Source organism: Sphingobacterium sp. 1.A.4, from assembly GCF_002734245.1.
GTDB lineage: Bacteria > Bacteroidota > Bacteroidia > Sphingobacteriales > Sphingobacteriaceae > Sphingobacterium > Sphingobacterium tenebrionis.
On sequence record NZ_PEAZ01000081.1, the window covers coordinates 1 to 22,048 of the forward strand.

15 protein-coding genes are annotated in these 22,048 nt (G+C 42.6%); 8 read left to right on the plus strand and 7 right to left on the minus strand.

Annotation, left to right across the window (positions count from 1 at the left end):
- Nucleotides 1-441 precede the first annotated feature (441 nt).
- Nucleotides 442-4,296, minus strand: coding sequence for a TIM-barrel domain-containing protein (locus CRJ00_RS13870; RefSeq protein WP_099367367.1), 3,855 nt, complete (start codon nt 4,294-4,296; stop codon nt 442-444).
- 163 nt (nt 4,297-4,459) lie between these two features.
- Here CRJ00_RS13870 and CRJ00_RS13875 point away from each other — a divergent pair, with 163 nt between their 5' ends.
- From CRJ00_RS13875 to CRJ00_RS13890, 4 genes are all read left to right on the plus strand, one after another.
- Complete coding sequence (locus CRJ00_RS13875) at nt 4,460-7,798, plus strand: TIR domain-containing protein (RefSeq protein WP_099367368.1); 3,339 nt, start codon at nt 4,460-4,462, stop codon at nt 7,796-7,798.
- A 23-nt stretch (nt 7,799-7,821) separates the two neighbouring features.
- Complete coding sequence (locus tag CRJ00_RS13880) at nt 7,822-9,507, plus strand: NAD-binding protein (protein WP_099367369.1); 1,686 nt, start codon at nt 7,822-7,824, stop codon at nt 9,505-9,507.
- 45 nt (nt 9,508-9,552) lie between these two features.
- Nucleotides 9,553-10,383, plus strand: coding sequence for a bifunctional hydroxymethylpyrimidine kinase/phosphomethylpyrimidine kinase (thiD, locus tag CRJ00_RS13885; protein ID WP_099367370.1), 831 nt, complete (start codon nt 9,553-9,555; stop codon nt 10,381-10,383).
- Between the two features lie 309 nt (nt 10,384-10,692).
- Nucleotides 10,693-11,160, plus strand: coding sequence for a copper resistance protein NlpE (locus tag CRJ00_RS13890; RefSeq protein WP_099367371.1), 468 nt, complete (start codon nt 10,693-10,695; stop codon nt 11,158-11,160).
- Between the two features lie 274 nt (nt 11,161-11,434).
- Here the strand turns inward: CRJ00_RS13890 and CRJ00_RS13895 are convergent, their stop codons facing one another.
- On the minus strand, nt 11,435-12,469 hold the full coding sequence (locus tag CRJ00_RS13895) for a quinone-dependent dihydroorotate dehydrogenase (protein WP_099367379.1): 1,035 nt from the start codon (nt 12,467-12,469) through the stop codon (nt 11,435-11,437).
- 52 nt (nt 12,470-12,521) lie between these two features.
- Here CRJ00_RS13895 and CRJ00_RS13900 point away from each other — a divergent pair, with 52 nt between their 5' ends.
- On the plus strand, nt 12,522-14,432 hold the full coding sequence (locus CRJ00_RS13900; RefSeq protein WP_099367372.1) for an ABC-F family ATP-binding cassette domain-containing protein: 1,911 nt from the start codon (nt 12,522-12,524) through the stop codon (nt 14,430-14,432).
- Between the two features lie 52 nt (nt 14,433-14,484).
- Complete coding sequence (locus CRJ00_RS13905) at nt 14,485-15,078, plus strand: DUF4126 domain-containing protein (protein ID WP_099367373.1); 594 nt, start codon at nt 14,485-14,487, stop codon at nt 15,076-15,078.
- Here the strand turns inward: CRJ00_RS13905 and CRJ00_RS13910 are convergent.
- From CRJ00_RS13910 to CRJ00_RS13925, 4 genes are all read right to left on the minus strand, one after another.
- Complete coding sequence (locus CRJ00_RS13910) at nt 15,068-16,042, minus strand: 1-acyl-sn-glycerol-3-phosphate acyltransferase (RefSeq protein WP_099367374.1); 975 nt, start codon at nt 16,040-16,042, stop codon at nt 15,068-15,070. The two genes, CRJ00_RS13905 and CRJ00_RS13910, sit on opposite strands and share 11 nt — an antisense overlap.
- Nucleotides 16,043-16,122: 80 nt before the next feature.
- Nucleotides 16,123-17,907, minus strand: coding sequence for an ABC transporter ATP-binding protein (locus CRJ00_RS13915; protein ID WP_099367375.1), 1,785 nt, complete (start codon nt 17,905-17,907; stop codon nt 16,123-16,125).
- A 51-nt stretch (nt 17,908-17,958) separates the two neighbouring features.
- The gene (locus CRJ00_RS13920) at nt 17,959-18,912 is read right to left on the minus strand and encodes a polysaccharide deacetylase family protein (RefSeq protein WP_257213793.1); all 954 of its coding nucleotides are present in this window, start codon (nt 18,910-18,912) and stop codon (nt 17,959-17,961) included.
- Between the two features lie 164 nt (nt 18,913-19,076).
- On the minus strand, nt 19,077-19,571 hold the full coding sequence (locus CRJ00_RS13925; RefSeq protein WP_099367376.1) for a hypothetical protein: 495 nt from the start codon (nt 19,569-19,571) through the stop codon (nt 19,077-19,079).
- Between the two features lie 226 nt (nt 19,572-19,797).
- Here CRJ00_RS13925 and ychF point away from each other — a divergent pair, with 226 nt between their 5' ends.
- Together ychF and CRJ00_RS13935 are read left to right on the plus strand one after the other, a co-directional pair.
- Nucleotides 19,798-20,898, plus strand: coding sequence for a redox-regulated ATPase YchF (gene ychF, locus CRJ00_RS13930; protein WP_099367377.1), 1,101 nt, complete (start codon nt 19,798-19,800; stop codon nt 20,896-20,898).
- A gap of 369 nt (nt 20,899-21,267) precedes the next feature.
- The gene (locus tag CRJ00_RS13935; RefSeq protein WP_099367378.1) at nt 21,268-21,735 is read left to right on the plus strand and encodes a universal stress protein; all 468 of its coding nucleotides are present in this window, start codon (nt 21,268-21,270) and stop codon (nt 21,733-21,735) included.
- 110 nt (nt 21,736-21,845) lie between these two features.
- Here the strand turns inward: CRJ00_RS13935 and CRJ00_RS13940 are convergent.
- Nucleotides 21,846-22,048: integrase core domain-containing protein (locus tag CRJ00_RS13940; protein ID WP_099367019.1), on the minus strand; the 203-nt coding region annotated here is incomplete at its 5' end.

Genomic DNA, 22,048 nt, shown 5'->3' on the forward strand with positions numbered 1-22,048 from the left:
ATTCTGCGTGAACCGATATCGATCCCCGCAGCATGATCGTGAATGATTTTCATGGCACATCAATTAAAATGTGAAACCATTAAGCCCATAGAGGAAAAATAAACGGCAGGCTACCATACGGACAATCTAAAAGATGTACCAAACTCCAATGCCTCAATCTATGGAACCAAGCTCAGGGACAGGCAAGATGCACTATACGATAGTCCGGTCAAACTGCAGAATGGTCAATGAACTAAGTTACTAAATGTCATCACCTTCCGATAAATTTAGTTCAAATTTTTAATTCTCAGGATGACAAAAAAGGCCTAGAATGATAAAAAAAAGATTGCTTCGTTCCTCGCAATGACGAGAAAAAAAGATTGCTTCGTTCCTCGCAATGACGTATAGCCCGCAATGACGGTAAAGTCTATAATCTATCGTCTATCATCTATAATCTAAAAACTAAAATCTCACCGTATCCAGCCCCTTATCCACCAATATCCCATCCAGCATCTTCAAATTAAACTTCACCCCACGTTTGGCTTTCAACTTAATAACAAAAATATCCCCAGAATCAACCTTCAGCGTCTCCTGATTTCCTAAATTCACAAAAGTTGGATACAACGCCTTCTGACCATTCGTATGTAATCGATCATTCGTCATATTATCCATCTGCTTCACCAAAATATTCTCAATTCCCACAAACTCATAATCCTGCGGACTATAAGGCAGCGCAAAGCTCAACGCATTAACCCCAACAAGCTTATTCCCTTTCACATGAATTTCCACGATCTCATCCTTCGCATAATTCACTTTATCCGTACTGATACTAATAGAACCACCTAATTTCTCATCCGAATTAATCTCCACTCCCCCATCCAAACGCGTTGCTACATTCGAAATATCATAAGCATCGATCAAGCCATTCTTATTGATATCCCCAATACTCACATAACCTTCAAAATCCGCATCACCTTGTCTCAAACCCGTATAGTTAAGATAAGAAGTCAAATCATTCCGATCGATCAAACGGTCATTATTAATATCCCCCGGACGATAACTCTCCGTTCCAGGAACTTTGAACACATACATTTCCCTACCCGATCCAAATCCGCCTACCGCTTCACTGATTGCCAATTTAATAAACCTTGCATTCGGTTTTTCTGCAAACACAAACTGCTTTTCGCTATCATTGTTTTCCCAGTTGATATCCCCTGCTTCCGTCCAATTCTTCTTATCCGAACTGTAATACACCTTTCCTTTCAACAAAATTCCATTCCCACGGCCAGATCTCGGCAAATAATGGAACTTATCCAATTGATTAAAGGAGTTCAGATCAATGATCATATCAAATGGCACCGCTTTCTGACCCCACTTGGTATGCCACATATTCCCTTCATCAAAGTCGAACAACCTGTTCACCCCTTCAGAACCCTGGTTAGGCACGGAAGTACTCGCCGTAATTCCCGTAATCGCAAATTGCAATGGATTCGCTTTGGTTTTCTTTTGGAAATCCTTCCAATCCGAAACCCCATCCTTATTCACCGAACGGATCTTAAATTGATAATCCGTTTCCGCTTTCAGCCCATCAAACAACAAGGTACTGTCCTGGATATGTGAATACAACATATCCTGAAAACTGATCTCGTAATAATCTGCGTTATTCACCAAATCCCATGTTGGGCTAAGCGTATAAGCTTTGGTATTTGCTTCGCTGATCTGCACATTGGCAGGAGCAGCAACAGCACCGGTAGATTTCAGGAAGGTATTTGTAGGTTGATATTCATAACCTTGGATCTCCGTAGAAACTGCCTCCTCTTGCGTATTCACCTTCTCCACTTTCACATGGATCAATGGATTCTTGATGATGGACACTTTTTCAAATTCACTTCCTTTGGTCGCAAATTGATTCAGATTCGGACGCTCCTCATAAAAATAAACATTCGTACCGCTATTGAAATCTTCCAAGCTGTTCACTTCCGTTAATTTCACCCTTTTCTTGCCAATAAAGGCCGAAACTCTTTTCGGTTTAGCCGTAGCATTTACCCTAAACTCCGTCGATCTCTCTGCAACAAAGTCTGGATATTCACCAACCGTCGGGTGTACTGTGATCTTGGCCTTGCCCTTATCATCCAACTCCGAATCGATACAAGTGGTCACTCCTTGCCCATACAGATAGGCCTGCGTTGCCCCATCATCATCGTACTCGTTGAAGATGGTCTTGCCGAATGGATAGACCTCATAGATCCGATGATCTTTCTTGATCTCCGTAACATTATTGTTCGGGTTGGTCAATGGAATAATAGCTCCACGTTTTACAAAAACAGGCAATTTCCAGATCGGCGCCTGATAATTGTTCACAATTCGGTTCCCTGCAAATGTTTCACCCGAGAAATAATCCACCCATTCCCCTTCCGGCAAGTAAATCCCGTTGCGGATGTCATTCCCCAAGGTATCTGCCTTGGTCTCCTGATAGATCGGAGCCACCAAAATACTTGGTCCGTAAAGGAATTGATATTGAGTAGAAGTTCCTAAGGTATATGGATTAGGATAATCCAGGAACATGGCGCGTATCATGGGTTTTCCGTCCAAAGCTTCTTTGGCAATGCTATAAGCATAAGGCATAAGCTCCGATTTCCATTTCAGGTAATGCCTATTGATGGAAGCTACCGGTTCGCCCAAGGCATGCGGATATTTCTCATTGGAACCCCAACCGTCCATATTCAGCTCCATTGGAGTGAATGTTTTCCATTGGAAATCGCGGGTATTGACGGTTTTATTCTTCCCGCCGAAGATACCATCCATATCCGAAGTAATATTCGGCTGTCCGGATAAGCCGGAACCAATATAGGTTGGAATATGGAAACGGATATATTCCCAAACCCCACCTGTCTGGTCTCCTGACCAGATTCCGGCATAACGTTGGGTTCCGGCCCAGCCATCCAGTGATATGATAAAGGGTCGTGCATCATTGCCATAATAAGGCATGATATGCCCCACATCGGCCACACCATTCAATCCGAAGGAATATCCAGCTCCAACCCAGGCCACATCCGTTTTCAGGACACGAACCCCGGCATCGCGCACCTCTTTCACGATATCACGCTGCAATAAGGCCCCAATGGAATCCTTTGGATGTAAATCCGATTGAGTCCAAAGACCGATCTCTACCCCATGCTGACGTGCATAATCCCCAAATTCCTTCAGGTTTTGGATATTGCCATCCAAGGTTTCGGTCTGCCCATAGCCCGCTCCATAACCATCGTTCGGAAGTACCCAACCCAAGGGCATATCATGGTTCTTATAGCGATCAATCACCGCTCGCGCAGAAAATTGATAATTGTTCTTTTCTCCATTCAAGGACTCTTTCGTTCCGCCCTCATTCTTGGAACTCTCCTTATACCGTTTACCATCTTCAAAAAGAATCCCTTTCTCATCTTCCTTCCAAAAGTCGCGGTTATACGCATTCAGATGACCTTGGTAGAATCCAAACTTTGGAATCAAAACCGGATGGCCGGTCAATTGGTAGAAATCGTTCAATAAACCGATCGGTGAATCACTCACCGTGATGAACGCATCCAGGTAATTGGTTTCATGGGATAGGTTGACAACGGATTTTTCTTTGTTGCCGAAATCGTATTTTCCTTTTTTGAAGGTGTACCACATAAAGCCATAGCCTTTGGTTGACCAATAGAAAGGTGTTGGCGAAGCAACTCCTCCATCTGTCCAGCTGTTGGTGTTTTCGATCAGAATGGTCTTCCCTTTATGGGAGAACCTGCCGTTCTGCACCCCACCTCCATAAAAATATTCATCTGGATTTTCCTTGAATTTCAAGACCACCTGCTTCTTATCGAAAGCGAAAGCGGCAAGGGATTCCAAGACCAATTGATTGTTCTTTTTATTATAAACTTTAAAGGTGGTTGTTTTTTTATCGACCTCAATCTTCAGTTCTGCTGTTTCGATGCTAGCCATGTTGGCATCAGATGCTACCTGGAGCTGGTTCACGGATTTCCTGGGATTATCGACCAGAATCTGGGCTTCAGGTTTTGCCTGCGGATCGCGCAGGATTCCGCCATGGTTGTCCTGAAAGATCCGAAAGATGTTGTTCCCATAAAAATCCAAGGCAATACGTTGCTTATTGGATAATAATAGCTCTACTGTTGTTGGGTTAATCTTACTGATGGAAACAACCGACACGCTATCCTGCTGTTGGATATGCTGGGCTATAGGTTCTGAAAATGTAGTAGCCATGGATGGACCAGCAAAAAGCAAGGAGATTGCCAATGCCCAGTACATCTTTGAATGTTTGTTATGCATATAATACGATCAATATTTTAATTCTGTCTGCTGTTTATGTTTAATCGTATGTTTTAAAAAAGGTTTTTAAAGGTAGCAAATTCGGGATAAAAACAATTCAAGCCTATTAAGAAGTTACAAAAACTTTGTGGATTAATTTTTGTGTTAGAGAAAGGAGCTAATTATGGAGAACCAAGAAAACGAAAAGAGATATAAAGCATTTATTAGCTACAGTCATGCAAACAATCAGGGGGAAGGGCGCAAATGGGCAGACTGGCTACATCATGCTTTAGAGACCTATGAAATCCCGGAGGATCTCATCGGTAAGAAAAATAAGGCCGGACAGGAAATTCCGCGGCAGATCTACCCTGTTTTTCAGGATGAAAAGGAACTTTCTGCAAGTTCCAGTTTGAGCAATTCCTTGACCTCTGCCTTGGACAATTCCGAATTTCTGATCTACCTCAGCTCGCCCCGTTCGGCGAAATCCACGTATGTAAGGGATGAGATCCGCTATTTCAAGCAAACGGGAAAATCCAAACAGGTTATGGCATTGATCATCAGTGGAGAACCCGAATACGGAGAGGTTCAGACCGATGCCCAATGTTTCCCGCCAGAATTGAGATTCCATGTGGATGCCGATGGGAAAGTGGATGAAACAAAACCGGAAGAGGTGTTGGCTGCGGATGTTCGCATCCCCCACAGCCAAGAGGAAGGATTTACCTCCGCAGAGGCGCTAAGAAGGCAACTACACGATAATAATGTTCCGCAACAGCAGATCAAAGCGGAAGTGGAGGAATACAAAAAGCGGTTGGATTTGGCCTTGCTGAAGATCATCTCCGGCATTTTAGGGGTTCCATTGGGTGAATTGACCAAGCGCGACCAGGCCTATCAGATGGAGAAGATGAAGCAAAAGAACCGCAACATCAAACGCATTGCTACAGCGATCTCGGCCTTGGCCATCATGGCCATCATCGCTGGGATATTTGCCTGGAACCAGCGAAATTCTGCCTTAAGGAACCTCGCGAAATCACTTTATACCTCTGGCATCAATAAATTGACCGAAAGCGAGTATGGCGATGGAGCCGCATATATTGCTGAGGCAACCCGGCGTGGGGATGAAAGCGCCAAATTATTTGCCAATTCCATGTTGGCCGTACAAGAAGATCTGACCCTGATGCCCAATATGAACTATGGGAATCTGCGATTCAGCCCGAACGGTAAATGGCTCGTTGGATTTGCCAATGTAGGCGGGTTCAAAAATGTACTTCAGGTTTGTGATGCCGTAAATAGAAAATTCCATAGACAAGTGGATAGCATTTATATCAATCAAATCCGATATCCTTTGTTCGATGCGCAGCAACGGGTCTATGTTACAGCAAAAGATCGGAACAACATTGTTCGCTATGATATTGAAAAGGATAAGGAGGAATTACTCCGAGCGAATCAGGATTCTAGTTTTGTTTATAATTTGGCAGTTTCGCCAAATGGTAAATACGTTATTTTTATTGTTAAAACGGCATTCTATTTATTGGATACAGAAACCAAGTCGGAACAATTAATATGGAATATGCCACAGTATGGTGCCAACAGTGCTTATTTCTCCAGCAATTCTAAAAACTTTGTGTTGAGCCATACTCCAAACAGTGATTTAACAACGGTTAAATTCTTTGATATCCAAGCTGGGAATGCCAAAGAGCTGACCGAAAAGTCCTTAAATTCCAGTATTGCAAAAGCAACCTTTTCAGACGACGGGAACCAGATTTTGGTCAATAACCTGGATGGATTATATGCCTATAATTTCAGCACTGGTGCATCCTGGGCTAGTTTAAGGCCTATCAATGGTGCAGGTTATCAATATGCTGGTTTTGTAAACAAAGAGCTTTTTGCAGGGAGTGGAAATTCCATAAGCCGATTGGATCCCAACTCCGGTAGGGTATTGAAAAGCAGTCCTCTTCCCGAGAACCTATTCTACCTTTCCAAATTGAATAAGATCATCGAAAATGACCCATCTAATCTGGATTTTACTTCTCCTGATTGGACCCAAACCTTGGTCAGCAATAATAAACAGACCTTTATTGAAAATGTAAAGTCATTGCCGTTGAACCTTGCCCAATTCTTTGGGCCAAAGGATATGAAGATTTTCATTCCTGGGCAGTTAGAAAATGAAGCCTTGATCTCCTATAAAAACAAAAAGCAGATCGATAAGATAAACTTGGACACCCAAGAAAAAACCGAAGGGTTTATCCGGATTCCGGAAGTATTGGAAACAATGATGGTCCTCTATAAATCAAAACATATTTTGGTAAAGGGCGCCAGCGGAAAGACCTATATTTTTGATGCGGCAACCGGTAAACAGAAAGGAACACCATTTGCAACCCAGGCCAAACTTTATCTCTTCAATGCCGATCAAAGTCAGGTGTTGACCCGAACTTCGCAAAACAGTTTCGCTGCTTGGGATGTAGCTACCGGAAAACAATTATTAACCTATGAAGAGAGTAAACTTTTAGTTGGTTTTTCGGTTTCATCAGATTTTACCAAAGCGATTATCGTAGAACCTGGGAAATGGAGAGTAGTCGATATTGCCAGCAAAAAGGTGCTTAAAGAAGGTAAGGAAAATTTAAGTTCTGGGAAGTTCAATCCCGCAGGTAAACATTTGGTTCTGGTGGAAGGAAATGGTAATACCCAGGTGTTGGAAACCCAAAACTTCCAACCCATCCTTAAATTGAAAACGATTGAATTCCCTTTTATCACGTTTAATAACAAAGGCAATGTCATGGCCATTTCGGAGGATGCCAACCATATGCGGTTATGGGATCTGGATAAAAAGAAATCCTTTGGACAGAACATCCGGGTCAGCAAAACATCCACGAATTTCCATTTCACCGAAGATGACCAACGGATCATCATTCAGGATGACACGGACAACCTGAACTATGTTGTAAAAGTCATTGATGCTAAAACGGGCAATATTTTGACCATGCCTTTTATCAACCAACGTTTTGATAGAATGTACATCATGCCAGGCGACAAGAACATCATGACCTGGACCAGTCTGATGGAAGGCAATAGCATCCATATCTGGGAAATCCCTGGATTGGTCGACATCAACAAGGATAAACTGACAAATGATTTGGAATTGTTCTATGGGAAGAAATACGATGAAGAAACCGGCTCTATCCTTCCTTATGTTGGCAATAAAGCCGATTTCAATACCTGGTATTTCGAGGATCCTTACACACGGACAGTTTCGCCAAACTCCAACAATAATATCTTGGATGTGCTTCGAAAGAACTACCCTATCAAGAACGATGCGAACCTGCAGATTTTAGGGGTGGCCTATAACCATCATCCCCTATCCCGGGCCATGCTGGCGGTACATTTCTCGAAGCATCCGGAACAGAAATACCTTGGAAAAAGATTGTTGGCCGTCACGGAAATCCAATTAGCAAAAATCAAGGATAAGGGCTTGAAGACCGAAGTGGAAAACCTGTTGAAGGAAGCAAAACAGAATCTGAACAAATAGCAGCGAAAAAAAGATAACGACGAATGAAGTTAACCCGCAGACAGAAAGGCCTCCTAGGCATTTTATTTATCATAGCCATGATCATTTTGTCCTGGATAGGATTGGCGAAGTATTTTCCGGAGAGTAATGTGCTTCGGTATATCCCGGACCGCATCTACCGCATCATCAAGATCGTTTTTGGTGGGGATCCCTCTGCAAGTTCCTTGGAACCTGATCATGTTCCCTGGGAATTGATCCTGGTCAAGATTGGCAGTATTTTCATCCTATTGTTTGGGGCATACAAGATTATCCAAAAGGTCTTTTCGGAACAGCTGAATTTATTGAAGGCTTCTTTCAAAAACAGGCATACCATTTCGGTGGGGATTTCGAAAAAGGGAAAACAGTTATTGCATAGCGTGAAGAAAGACCAACAGGAAAAGGCGATTGCGATCGAAAAGGAATTGGAACATGTAAATAGCAGCAGCATCAAAAAAGAAGGACATCTGCTCATCAATGGGAATGCGGAGGATGAACATACCTTAATGGAGGCGGGCATCCGTAGAGCTTCCCGGTTGATCGTTTTTCTGGAAAACGAACAGACGGTGATCGAAATCGTTCAAAAGGTGCAGGAAATCTTGAAGAAGAAACCTTCGGATCAGTTGTTGAAATGCTACATCCACCTTCGAAACCCTCGGCTGGTGGATCTGTTGAAGAATGCCGGCCTCCGGTTTGAACGCAGTAATATTGAGCTTCATTTTTTCAATATCCATAAGATGGTCGCTCGTTCTTTTTTCAACCGAATTCCTCATTTAGTTCGGGAGCATGGAATGGATTTGAAACCTCTGAAGCAATTGGTTTTTATCGGCTATTCTGATTATGCGAAGGCTTTGATGATTCAGGCCTTCCGGATCTTGCACTTCGATCCCCAACAAGATTTTAGGATTTTGGTCTTTTCGAACAATGCAGCAGCAGAGCAGCTCATTTTTGAAGAACAGTTCCCTAAGGCGCATCATATTTTTGAGTATTCTTTTGTCCCGTTCCAGGGATCGTTCAATTCCATCTTTCAAGAATCGGGATTATTGGAACAAGGGAATCGCAGTTTGGTTATCCATGCCGATGCGGATGATCAGACCAACCTCAACCTGGCTTTGGAAATGTTGGATCGGACCAAAGGTCAGGACTTCCCCATTTTCTGTCTGAATACAGAAGGTGATGGCCTAAGGTCATTGATTGCGCAGGAAGAGGAATTGAAGCGGATCCAGTTCTTTGGAAATATGGAGGAGACCTGTAATATCGAATTTATTACCGGCGAGAAACAGGATAGATTGGCACAGGCAATCCATGATGATTATAGGAAATTATTGGCTGGCACCGAGTCGGAGAGTGCAAGTTATACTTCGGATTGGTTGACCTTATCGGAAGATGCGAAGGATGCCTCCAGGACGCAGGCCGATCATATCATCTATAAATTTTTGCTGACAGGCAAACCTCTGGTTGATCCAGATCCATCCAGCTTGGATTTTGAAGGGGATGACCTGGAAACTTTGGCCATGATCGAACATAACCGTTGGATGGCACATCGCTATATCCAGGGATGGGATTTTGGCGAAGTGCGGGATGATCAGTTGAAACTTCATCCCTCTATGATCCCTTGGGATATCCTATCGGAAAGTGAGCGGCAAAAGGATCGCGATACGGTGTTAAGGCTAAAAGAGTTGATGAAAGTTTAATATCTTTGGGAGCATGAAGGAGAAGACCAGAATATCTTTGGAAGCATGAAGGAAAAGACCAGCTTTCGGGTTCCTTCGGTGTTGAGCATTGCAGGCTTTGATGGGTCTGCAGGTGCCGGCATTCAGGCCGACAATAAAACCATCGGTTCATTGGGCTGTTATGCTGTTAATGTCCTATCAGCTTTACCCATCCAGAATAGCCTAGGTGTTAAATCGGTCTTCGCCCTACCCCCTGCTATTTTCCAACAACAGCTTATTTCGATAGTTGAAGATTGTTATCCGGATGTGATAAAAATCGGGATGTTGTATCAGGCGGATGATGTTGCTTTCTTAGCGGAATTTTTGCAGGATTATCAGGGGAAAGTGGTGATGGACCCGGTGATGATCAGCAGTAGTGGGCATAGGCTTATGGAGGAAGATTGTTTGATGCGTGTAAAGCAGTATATTTTTCCTTTAGTGGACCTGTTGACCCCGAACCTTCCCGAAATATCCTATTTATTGGGAGAAACGGTTAAGGAGTTGGCCGACATGGAAAGTATTTCCTCTGCGGCCTTGGATTTGGGTGCTAAAGCAGTGCTATTGAAGGGGGGGCATCTGGATTCGGATGTGCTTAGTAGTATGTTGGTCCAAAGGGATAAGGATGTGAAGATTTTTGAAACGGAAAGGATAGAAAGTCGGAATACACATGGTACAGGTTGCACACTTTCATCGGCCATAGCTAGTTATTTGGCACTAGGCGAAGATTTGGAAACGGCTTGTGAAAAAGGGATTTTTTATACACATCAGGCAATTGCTGCAGCAGTAGACCTGGAGATCGGAAAGGGAAATGGCCCATTGAACCATGCTTTTGATCCGAAGAAATTAATAAAGATTTAACCTGTTTTTCTTATACAAGCTGATTTATAAGTTTATTTACTTCATTCAGTACCTCCAACATGTGGAAATTGTTAATTATTCATGATTTTTCTAGTAAGTATAGGTTTGGATTTCCTTTGTTACAATTGAATAATAAAAGAGGAAATATCGATTATTTTACAATTTTGAACTAATAAATAATTTAATGGGCGCAAATTGTATAAAATGTAGCTTATTCATTATATTATAAGAAAAATTATGTAACAAACTACTATATATTACATCTTAATCGAAGAATTTTAGTAAATTAGGTAAACTTTTAATAAAAGTATGAGAAACACATTTTTGGCAATGGGGGTCATTGCGTTGATTTCTTTTAGCGCTTGTACCTCCAATAATAAAAAGCAATTTGAAACGAAGGACACTTCGGAATTGGTATCTCCGGATACGACAGCCACTGCTCATGCAGATCATGCGCACAATTCGCAGAATTCCTTGGATTGGAATGGAACCTATAAAGGGGTTGTTCCTTGTGCGGATTGTCCGGGTATAGAGACGACCATTGTTTTGAATAATGATGAGACGTTTAGTTATATGGGTGTTTATCAGGAAAGAGATACCAAGGTGGAAGATACCGGGAAGTTTATGTGGCATGATAATGGAAGTGTGGTGCACCTGATGGGCAAGGAAGTGAATATGAAGTTGAAGGTCGGAGAAAACAGGTTGTTTTCTTTGGATCAGGACGGGAAGCCTATTGAGGGACCATTGAAGGATAAGTATATCCTGGAAAAACAATAAAGTCTTTTACACTAACAATTAATAATGAAAAAGCCGGAGTTCTCCGGCTTTTTTGGTTTTATTAGGCGTCATTGCGAGGAGGTTGCGTCATTGCGAGGCACGAAGCAATCTTCCCGCATGTCATGCTGAGCGTAGTCGAAGCATCTGTTCGTAAGCAACCGTACAGATCCTTCGACTACGCTCAGGATGACAAAGTCCGCTCAGGATGACAAAGTTCAAAGATTGCTTCGTCGTACCTCCTCGCAATGACGATATAGTCGCAATGACGCAATCCCTACCCCCGTCTCTTCAAAATCCCTTTACAAATATCCCCTACCAATCCAGGTCCCTCATAAATAAATCCGGTATACACCTGAACCAAACTCGCGCCAGCATCCAATTTATCCAACGCATCCTGCGCAGAATGAATACCTCCAACCCCAATAATCGGGAAAGCCTTCCCAGACTTCTCCGACAAATACCTAATCACCTCCGTAGACCGCTTCGTCAATGGCGCACCACTCACTCCCCCAGCCTCTTTAACCAATTCCGCATCACTCCTTAACCCTTCCCTAGAAATCGTCGTATTCGTAGCAATCACCCCCGCAATCTTCGTATCCATCACAATCTCCACAATATCATCCAGCTGCGAATCCGTTAAATCCGGTGCAATCTTCAACAAAATCGGTTTCTGCGAAGCCTTCTCCGTATTCAATTGCTGCAAGGTATTCAGAATATGCTTCAATGGCTCTTTCTCCTGCAAATCCCTTAACCCAGGCGTATTTGGCGAACTCACATTCACCACAAAATAATCCACATGCTCATACAGCGCATGGAAACAATAGATATAATCATTGACCGCCTCTTCATTTGGTGTCACCTTATTCTTTCCGATATTCCCCCCAATAATAAGCCCATTCCGATCCTTCAGATGCTTCAATCGTTCCGCCGCCACATCTGCTCCCTGATTATTGAAACCCATCCTATTGATCAAGGCCGAATCGTTAACCAATCGAAACATCCGCGGTTTATCATTTCCCGGCTGTGGCTTTGGAGTAACCGTACCGATCTCAATAAAACCAAATCCCAACTTTGCCATGTCCTCAATATACTCCGCATTCTTATCGAATCCTGCAGCCAAACCCACTGGGTTCTTGAAGGTCAATCCGAACACCTTGGTTTCCAATCGCGGATCTTCCACGCTGTAAAGCGATTTCAACAAGGCCTTAGATCCCCAGATTTTATTGAATACATGAAGCCCTCCGGTCACCGTATGATGCGCCTTCTCCGGGTTCATTGAAAAGAAAAATGGTTTTACGAGCTTATACATACCTGCAAATGTAGCCAAAGATGGAGAAATATTCATTACTTTTGCATCCGAAATGATATCTATAAATAACTTAACATTCGAAATTGGAGCACGTGCATTGTATGATGAAGCAAATTGGCACATCAAACCTGGGGACAAAGCCGGTTTAATCGGAGCCAATGGGGCAGGAAAATCAACCTTGCTGAAACTCATCGTGGGCGATTATGCGCCGACCAGTGGTAGCATTTCCATGGCCAAGGACCTGAAGATCGGTTATCTGAACCAGGATCTATTGTCCTACCATTCGGATAAAAGCATTCTGCATGTTGCCATGGAAGCTTTCGAGCGCCAGAACCAGCTGCATACCGAAATCGAAAAGTTATTGCTAAAACTAGAGACCGATTATTCCGATGATATCCTCAACAAACTGAGCGATAAACAGATGGAATTTGAGGCTTTGGATGGGTATAGCATTGAATTTCGCGCCCATGAGATTCTAGCCGGTCTGGGATTTTCCGAAGAGGAACAAAAACGTCCTTTGGCTACCTTTTCTGGAGGTTGGCGGATGCGCGTGATGCTTGCCCGGATCTTATTGCAGACTCCTGATATCCTCCTACTGGATGAGCCGACCAACCACTTGGACCTTCCGTCCATCAAATGGCTGGAAACTTACCTGCAGGCATTTGAAGGGGCAATCGTAATTGTATCCCACGACCGTTATTTCTTGGATAGGATCATCAATAAAACCGTGGAATCCCGAAAAGGAAAACTGACCATCTATGCCGGGAATTACACGTTCTACCTGGAGGAGAAATCCCTGCGGGAAGAGATTCAGAGTAATCAATTCAAAAACCAACAGGCCAAGATCAAGCAGGAAGAGCGTTTGATCGAGCGTTTCCGTTCAAAGGCCAGTAAGGCGAAAATGGTTCAATCGCGGATCAAAGCCTTGGATCGGATGGAAAAGGTGGACGAGGTGGATGATGACAACCCGGAAGTAAACTTCAGCTTTAAGTTTTCCAAACCTTCAGGCAGGCATGTCGTGACCATGGAAAACATTTCCAAATCATACCCTAACCTGGAGATTTTAAAGAATACCGATGCGCTGATCGAAAAAGGCGACAAGATTGCTTTGATCGGTGCGAATGGTAAAGGTAAATCCACCCTATTACGGATTGTAGCCGATGCCGACAACGATTATGAAGGTACTTCCACCAAAGGGCACAATGTTTCGCAGACCTTCTTTGCGCAGCATCAATTAGAGGCCCTGCACTTGGAAAATAGCATCCTACAAGAACTGGTGGCCTTTGCGCCAAAACATACCGAAACGGAATTGCGTTCTATTTTGGGTTGTTTCCTTTTTACGGGTGATGATGTGTTCAAGAAGATCAAGGTGCTTTCTGGAGGTGAAAAATCCAGGGTGGCCTTGGCAAAAGCCCTAACCGCAGATGCGAATTTCTTGGTACTGGATGAGCCAACCAACCACTTGGATATGGCTTCGGTAAACATCCTGATCCAAGCGTTGCAACAATACGAAGGAACATTCATTGTGGTTTCCCACGACCGTTATTTCCTGGAAAATGTTGCGAATAAAATCTGGTATATCGAGGATAAAAAGATCAAGGAATATCCGGGAACCTATCAGGAATATGAAGCTTGGTCTGCTAAGCGGGTCGTGAAAGCGGAAGAACCTGCGGCAAAGAAAGTGAAAGAAGAACCTAAGAAAGTAAAGGCCGCACCAACGGAAGATAACAAGCGATTACTGCAGAAAAAGAACAAGGAATTGGCTGCTTTAGAGGAAAAGATTGCGCTACAGGAAATCTTGGTGAAGGATTTGGAGGTGGAATTGGCGAAAGAAGAAGTTTACAGCGATGCTGTTAAATTGCAAGATCATACCCGTCGTTATAATTCTGAAAAAGCAAGCTTTGATAAACTTCAAGCTGATTGGGAGAATCTGGCGGAAGAGATCATGGAACTGGAAGGTTAATTTAAAAGGATAATTGGATGGATTTTTGATGTAGAAAATCAAAAATCCTCTTATGACCGAATACATTCCCTATATATTATCACTATTTGTTGGTGTTGGGTTGGCCGCTGCAACTGGCTTTCGAATATTTCTACCCATCTTTTTCATTAGTCTGGGAACTTTCATGGGCTGGATCCCTGTGAATGACGCCTATGCTTGGATCGGAGGTCTACCCGCAGTGATTGCCACTGGAATCGCCACTTTGATCGAAATTCTTGCCTATTATATCCCTTATGTCGACAACGCGTTGGACAGTATTTCAGTTCCATTGGCTACTGTAGCCGGTTCCCTATTAGTAGCATCCCAGTTTACGGAATTGAATGCTTGGACACAATGGGCCCTGGCCATTATTGCCGGCGGTGGAACAGCAGCCACCATCAGTTCGGCCATGGCCGGAACTCGAGCTGCATCTACTGGAACAACCGCGGGAATCGCCAATCCTCTGATTTCTACCGTAGAGACGATCTTCTCGACCATCATGAGTATTTTCGCCGTCTTTCTGCCCGTACTTGCGATTATCATCGTGCTAATCCTGCTGTATTTGGCTTTTAAATTCGGCAAGAGACTGATGCAAAAATTAAGACCGGGTAAAAAGGCTATTTCCTAAGGGCATTCCCTCTTCCTTCCGGAACATACTCTTGCTTTTTTATGGGGCTGTAATTCACCCAGCAATAAGAAAATACCGGCATCAGGATAAAGAACAGGAATCCTGTGGTGAAATTGAAGATATTTCCCAGGATGATGCTCAATAGGAAAATCAGAATCGGATATCCGAACAGCAATACCCCAAAAAGAAGGGAATCATAAAATATGCTGCCTTCCGTCTTTTTCTTGATCTGTTTTTTCACCAATTGGTAGAACCAATTATGCGTATAATACCCAATCTGGGCAGGGATTTTTATCCATACTTTTTGTTGTTTTTTCTGGCTCGGTGTCAGGAATTCGCCTGTCAGGTTAAATTCCAACTTCTCCCGAAGATCCATCATGATTTTCTCGGTTTCCACCTGGTTAGGTCCGGAAAGGTAATTGGTGGAGTCGATCGGCGACATGCCTTCAATGGACACCGCTTTAGGTACTTCATCAAAGGAACTATAACCCAAGGCGTAAGGCTGAATCTGTAGCGGAATATCCCGTTGGATGGCCCTTTCGATCAACATGGTCATGCCTTTGAACATAAAGGGCTGTAAGGTCAGTTGATTTCGGGATACGCCTTCCGGAAAGATCAGGATCTTGTTGCCCTTACTCAGTTCCTTCACACATTCATCCATGGTAAAAGCATTCATGATATCAGCTTGCTCATCATCGTTCCTTTTGTAGATGGGCAGCATAAAGAAGGTCCGCAATGCCCAATTGGCGATCGGTTTTTTAAAGGCATCCCCACGCGCAAGAAAAAGGATTTCCGCTGGTGAGTGTACAGCAATCACCAAGGCATCAAAAAAGGAATTGGGATGATTGGATACTAGCAATGCCGGATTCTTCTGGTCGACGAATTCCAGGTTCTTGATTTGCCATTCTGTGACATACCAGTTCAATCCAAACTTAACATAGGATTTTAATAGTGGGTATAGCATATAACTTTCCGTCTAACGATCTTTTTGTTGTTACACAAAAAACACGCCTAAAATTGATTTTGGACTGGAAAAATATATTGCTAATCTTCTTTCATGGACTCGGTGATCTTATGAATGTTCAAGCTATTGGCCATCGCACTGAAAATCTGATGGTAGGTTCCATGTTGATCGAACAGTTCCTCGTGTGTTCCATCTTCCACAACCCTACCCTTTTCCATTACGATGATATGTTCAGAATCAATGATCTGTGAAATACTATGGGAAACAATGATCACGGTTCGACCGACCTTGATCGCATCCAAACTGTTCTTGATCTGCTCGGTGGCAATGGCATCCAGGTTAGCCGTAGGTTCATCCAAAAAGATGATCGGCGGATTTTTCAGGAACATCCGGGCGATGGCAATCCGCTGCTGCTGCCCACCTGATAACAGATGTGCTTCTGAATCGTATCCGTTTGGTAATTCCAGGATCTGCTGATGGATATAGGCCTTTTTAGCAGCTTCCTGAACCTCTTCTAAGCTGGCTTCCGTTTTTCCATAGCGAATATTGTCTTCTATACTGCCCTTGAAGATGTGGTTTCGTTGCAAAACCAACCCTACATTTTCCCTTAAAAAATCGGTGTCATATTCTTTAAGATCGACCCCATCCAGCAGGATCTGTCCGGAGGAAGGCTCATAGAATTTATCCAAAAGATTGATGATGGTACTCTTTCCTGCACCGGATAATCCCACCAAAGCCGTGTTCTGGTTCGGCTGGATGGTCATGTTGACATCGGTCAATGCCTGATGGCCATTCGGATAAGAGAAGGTAACATCCTTGATCTCGATCAGCCCGCGGATATGGGCAGGTTTATAATTTCCAGATGGTTCCTTTTGGCCTTCATCTTCCAGGATTTCGAAGAAGCTCTCCGAATAGATCAAGGCATCATTGACCTCATCATAGATCCTATGCAACTGCCTGATCGGTGCTGAAACGTTGTTGAACAACATGATATGGAACATGATAGCCCCGATGGACATCTGTTCGTTCAATACAAAATAGGCCGTTAGGATAATCACGATAACCACCCCGATCTGCTCGACAAATCCTTTGATGCTATCAAAAAGGAAACTGGTCTTGCGGGTCGCCATCTGGTTCTCCGTCATTTCATATTGGATCTCTTTATGCCTTTCCGCTTCGATATCTTCCCTGACGAAAGATTTGATTACGGTAATGGAATCGATCAGGTTGATGATCTGGTTACTTTTGTTCTCCCGGTATTTCCGCATGTTCCTCCGAAATCCCGAAAGACGGTTTGCTTGCATCTGGGAAACATAGAAATAGATAGGTATGATAAAAAGCCCCACCAAACCCACATAGAAATTGGCCAAGAACATACAGACCAAGGCGACAATCGCATTGGCGAACAGGGGCATGATATCGATGAAAAAGTTTTGGACCAATCTGGTTAGGGAACTGATACCGGCATCAATACGGGTCTGTAGTTTTCCGGATTCATTGATGCTGGAGGTATAGAAGGCCATTTTATAGGTCAGGATCTTATTGACGATGGCTTGGGAAAAGTCACGGGCAATCATGATCCGCAATTTCTCTCCATAGAACTTCTGACCGAACTGCACAATGGAATAGATGATTTCCTTTCCTAAAAGGATGGCTGAAATCACGCCTAGCAAGGACAAGCCCTGTCGGAGCGGGGTTTTATTTACCAATAGCTCACTGATGGTATCAACGGTATATTTAAGGATAAAGGCATTTACCTGTGCGGCGAATGACCCTACCACCGTTAATAAAAGGGTATAAAAAATGAGGTTTTTATACGGTTTGGCAAACGGAAGAATTTTTTTGAACAGTTGTTTGATGGTCATATCTCATTAAACCTAAATTGACCACAAAAGTTTAAACAAGGGGCTAAAAACCTAGTATTTTACCGGGTAATTACTCATAAATTCAAACTTATAGTCTTTATGTTGTTTCAAACTATCGATCAAACTGGTTAGCAAATGCTGTCCTTTCACATTTTGGAACATATCATCATGCATCAGCAACACCACATTATTGGGTTTTAAAGTTGATTTATTGCCCAACATATTTTTTATACGCGTATAGATCTCATTCACGGACTGAACAGGATTTCCTGATAGCCCATTGATCTTCCATTCCACATCCCATCCGTAGATCTTATATCCATTGATGCCCAATAGATCAGCTGTCTGACCGCCTGATGCGAGGTCGATTCTTCTGGTATCATCGAACAACCAGATGTTTCTTCCCGGCATGCGCACGATCTTATGGGTCAAACCCAGATCAGTTTCACACTTGGCAAAATCAGCATAAGCCATATCCGGGTTGGAATAAAAGGCATGAAAACGGTTTGCTGCATGCGTATAGCTGTGGTTATAGACTTCCACCAACGGGTTGTCTTTATAACGTTGAAGGTCATTCTTGAGGCGTTTGCTCATGTTGGCATGTCTCCCGACAACAAAAGCATTCACTTTGGCATGTTTGAAGGTGGCGATGGAATCAATAGCACGAGAACCGATCAAAGGTCCATCATCAAAAGTCAGGTAGATATGTTTTTCTTTTTTATTCAGTTCGTTGTAAATACTATCCCTGAATCGACGTTTGGCAACTTTAGGATCAATCTTATTGATGGAATCCAATGCTGGGAAAGTGATTTTACCCCGGTTTAAGGAATCCAGGATATCCATGAGTTTTACCGTATCCTTTTTGGCAACCAGCTCTTCCTCTTCATTTTCTATTAATACGGAATCCTGTAGGTCATCCTTGGTGGAGCCAATAATATTATGACAGGAAAAAAGGGTTGTAAAAACAGAAATGGCGACTATACCAGCAAAATACTTCTTCAACATAGCCAATGAATACGTTTAAATTTTCACAAAAGTACGAATTATCCGATATAACCAAAAGCAGGAAAATCCAAGCCTTTTAAAAGTGGTTTTTCGGCTACATGGAAAAGAAAAACCGCCTCAGAACTTACGTTAAGAAGCGGCTTTCCTACAATTAAACTTACACACTAATCTCTCCCTCTATGTTTTCTGTAATGTTTATCCATTTTCTTATGGTATTTATTACGTTCTTTTTCCATTTTACGGTAATGCTTTTCGCGGTCTTTATAATATTTATTATTTCCACGGCCATCCCTTAGGTTTACCTGGGAATAATTCCTGGAATATCTATGATAACGATCGTAGTACGAACGATGGTTCCGCCACGGATTGGAATCATTGATCACCACTTTGTAAGTGCGGTACAGATCTACATGTCCATAACGTCCCGGCAAAGACCTGTGTCTTGCCCAGCGTCTACCGTCGTAATAATGGTAATACCTGTTCGACACATCATAATACACATCAATTTCGGGGATATAATAATATCTGGCATAATCGTATCCAACCGGACCCCAATTAGGTTGTACGCCAATATTGAAGCTTACATTGATTTGGGCATTTGCCGGATTAGCAAAAACGAAAGCTCCAAGAAATAATGCTGCGTAAAATAATTTTTTCATAATATCCTCCTTATCATTAAAGACCTCTTGATCTATCTTTTATTAAAGACCTTATGGTCTGCCTTATTTTGATTCTATGACTTTGAAATGACCGCCAAGGATTAATCGGTAAAATGTTAAATTTTGTAAAATTTTGATGTAATCCTGCTTTAGGGAATAGAAAAATGTCCTTCTAAATTGTGGCTTCATTTTCTTATCTTTGTCGCAATTTTAACATAAATTACTTATGGCATTACAATGTGGTATCGTAGGCCTACCGAATGTGGGCAAGTCAACCTTATTTAACTGTTTATCCAATGCGAAAGCGCAGGCAGCAAACTTTCCGTTCTGTACGATTGAACCGAACGTGGGTGTGATCACTGTTCCGGATGAGCGTTTGAACAAATTAGCAGAATTGGTAAATCCTCAACGTATTGTTCCGAACAACATTGAGATTGTTGATATCGCTGGTTTGGTTAAGGGGGCTTCCAAAGGTGAAGGTCTAGGAAACCAATTCCTGGGAAATATCCGTACGACCAATGCGATCATCCATGTTTTACGTTGTTTTGATGATGGAAATGTGATCCATGTGGATGGTTCGGTAGATCCTATCCGTGATAAGGAGATCATTGATACCGAATTGCAACTGAAAGATTTGGATACAGTGGTTAAACGCATCCAAAAGGTAGAGAAGATGGCGAAGACAGGTGGAGATAAGGATGCTAAACGCACTTTTGAGATCCTTTCTGTTGTGAAGGAACATTTGGAAGCTGGAAAATCTGCCCGTACTGCTCCTATTTCGGTTGAGGACTTTGAGTTTATTGAGGATCTTACCTTGTTGACCATCAAGCCGGTGCTTTATGTATGTAATGTGGATGAAGCTTCTGTGAATACAGGAAATGCGTATGTGGAGCGTGTAAAAGAGGCTGTGAAGGATGAAAATGCAGAGGTATTGATTATTTCAGCACAGATTGAATCGGAGATTGCACAGTTAGAAGATTATGAAGAGCGTAAGATGTTCTTGGAAGATCTTGGTTTGGAAGAATCTGGTGTTTATAAATTGATCCGTGCGTCTTATTCGTTGTTGGACTTGGCGACTTATTTTACGGCAGGTGTGCAGGAAGTACGTGCTTGGACGATTGAAAGAGGATTTACTGCACCACAAGCAGCTGGTGTGATTCATACGGATTTTGAAAAAGGGTTTATACGCGCGGAGGTGATCAAGTACGCAGATTTCGTGAATTATGGATCGGAGGCAGCGGTTAAAGAAGCCGGAAAACTAGCTGTAGAAGGAAAGACGTATGTCGTTGAGGATGGTGATATTATGCACTTCAGATTCAATGTTTAAGTTGATTTAACGATTAATTGATAAAGTTTTAGATCGTCATTGCGAGGAACACACCCTCATTGCGAGGATTTTACCGTCATTGCGAGGACCATACCGTCATTGCGAGGAACGAAGCAATCATTACACCTATCGAAAGATTGCTTCGTTCCTCGCAATGACGTGGAGGCTCGCAATGACGTTTTTTTTTCCCCAAGTAAACCACGTTTTTTTTTCGTACATTAGTTTATAGCATTAAAGATTATAGATAATAGACACTAGATTATAGACCCTACAGTCTAACTACTAAATAATAATTACTAAATAATAATTACTAAATAATAATTACTAAATACTAATTACTAAATACTAATTACTAAATACTAAAAAAAAATGGCATCATTAAAATTCTCCCGCATATTATTAGCTATCGATGAGACACCATGTTCTCAACGGGCTATCGACTATACCAAACAGATCGTCACCAATATCCAACCATCCTTGGCATTGGTTACCGTAGTTCCGCCTACCTCCCCGACTGCTTATGGTGTAGACCCACTTTTAGGTCAGCAACCCATCATTGTTCCTGAAGTTTCAGAGATCCAACAACAGGCATCCCAAGACTACCTTAACAGAGTGGCAGATGAATTCCTGGACGCAAAAGAAACATTTACATTTAACCGTGTGGGAGATATCAGGGATGAAATACTTAGTGTGGCCAAAGAATGGACTGCCGATCTCATTATCGTAGGCAACAATGGCCGAACAGGATTTGATCATTTCCTTTCCGGATCGGTATCTGAAGCCTTGATTCGTAAAGCAACAGTCCCAGTTTTGGTTATTCCATTGAACTGTGATTAATAGTTTGGTCAATCCCTTTGTAACCCTCCCTATTTTCGGACTGGCATCCAGGCGAGTTTTCAAATTTAAAAATAGTTGTTATCAATAGGTCAATCTTTTTTAAAGTTGACCTATTGATAACATGCCGCCGGCAGGGCATCGTATTCCATTGGTGTCTTTCCTCCCAATGACTCATGTGGTCTTTTGTAGTTGTAATCCTGAATCCATTCTTCTGCAAGTATCTGTACTTGCTGTGTATCTTCAAAGAGGTAGGCATCCAGGATACTTTCCCGAAATGTGCGGTTGAAACGTTCAATGTAACCGTTTTGCATCG